Below are 899 nucleotides of genomic sequence, written 5' to 3'. Positions count from 1 at the left end.
CCCGATGGTGTGCGCTATATCAGCCTGGCGCGCGACGTGACGAAACCGGCGGGGCGGTTCGGCGCGCCGGTGCGCCGCTTTGCCATCGCCCTGGGCTGCGAGGTGCGCCACGCGCGCGATCTGGTCTATGCCGACGGTCTTGACCTGGGGCGTGCGGGCGCGTTCGAACCGATCGGAATTTCGTGCCGGATCTGCGAACGCAAGGAGTGTCACCAACGCTCCGTTCCGCCGCTGGAGCGGCGGCTGCGCGTCGATCCCAACACCCGCGACGTGCTGCCCTATAGCGTCGAATGACGCCTAGCGGCGTGCCGGGCGCCAGCCTGCGGCGCGGGCCTCTGCCGCGGTGCAGAACCATCGCTCGCCCCTGGCCGCGCTGATGCGGGTCGCGGCATAGTGCTTTTGGCCCGGGCTGTGAAAGATCCGCGCGCCCTTGGACGAGACATTGCCCTTGATCCGGCAGGATGCCTTGTGCCCCGGCGCGGCGTCTGCCGGCGACGCGGTGGCGCGGCGGTGGTCGGCCGGGCGTTGCAGCGTACTGCCGTGCAGGCCCCGCCCCGAGATGGCAGCCCCTTTTTCATCGAGGTCATAGGCCATCGAATAACGCCTGTAGGCAAAGGCCAGCCCGTCAGACACCAGCGCCTGGCCGATGTCCGCGCCGGCGGTCTTGCAGCGGGCGACGACGCGCCCATAGCGGTCTGTGTCGACCGCGGTGCAGCGTGCCTGGCGCCCGCCGTAGCGTGCCGCCACCTGCGCGTTGACCCATGCGCCGCAGGCCCAGGGCGTACCATCGGGTCGCGCGCATGTCTGGTCGCTTTCGGGGGCGTCGATGCCATGCAACCGCACCCGGATCGCGCCCACGTCGAATGTATCGCCATCGACCACGCGGATCACGCCGGTGA

The 899-nt window shown here is 70.2% G+C and carries 2 protein-coding genes; one reads left to right on the top strand and one right to left on the bottom strand.

Annotated features, from left to right (window positions below; genetic code table 11):
* The coding region (locus tag FDT80_RS18795) for a short-chain fatty acyl-CoA regulator family protein (RefSeq protein WP_138663862.1) at positions 1-294 on the top strand (294 nt) is incomplete at its 5' end.
* Between the two features lie 3 nt (positions 295-297).
* Here the strand turns inward: FDT80_RS18795 and FDT80_RS18790 are convergent.
* The gene (locus FDT80_RS18790; protein WP_138663863.1) at positions 298-891 is read right to left on the bottom strand and encodes a thermonuclease family protein; all 594 of its coding nucleotides are present in this window, start codon (positions 889-891) and stop codon (positions 298-300) included.
* Between the last annotated feature and the right edge of the window lie 8 nt (positions 892-899).

The organism is Sulfitobacter sabulilitoris (assembly GCF_005887615.1).
In the GTDB taxonomy this organism is placed as follows: Bacteria; Pseudomonadota; Alphaproteobacteria; order Rhodobacterales; family Rhodobacteraceae; genus Sulfitobacter_E; species Sulfitobacter_E sabulilitoris.
Note: the sequence above shows the minus strand (reverse complement) of the source record. Positions and strands in the feature narration are given on the sequence as shown.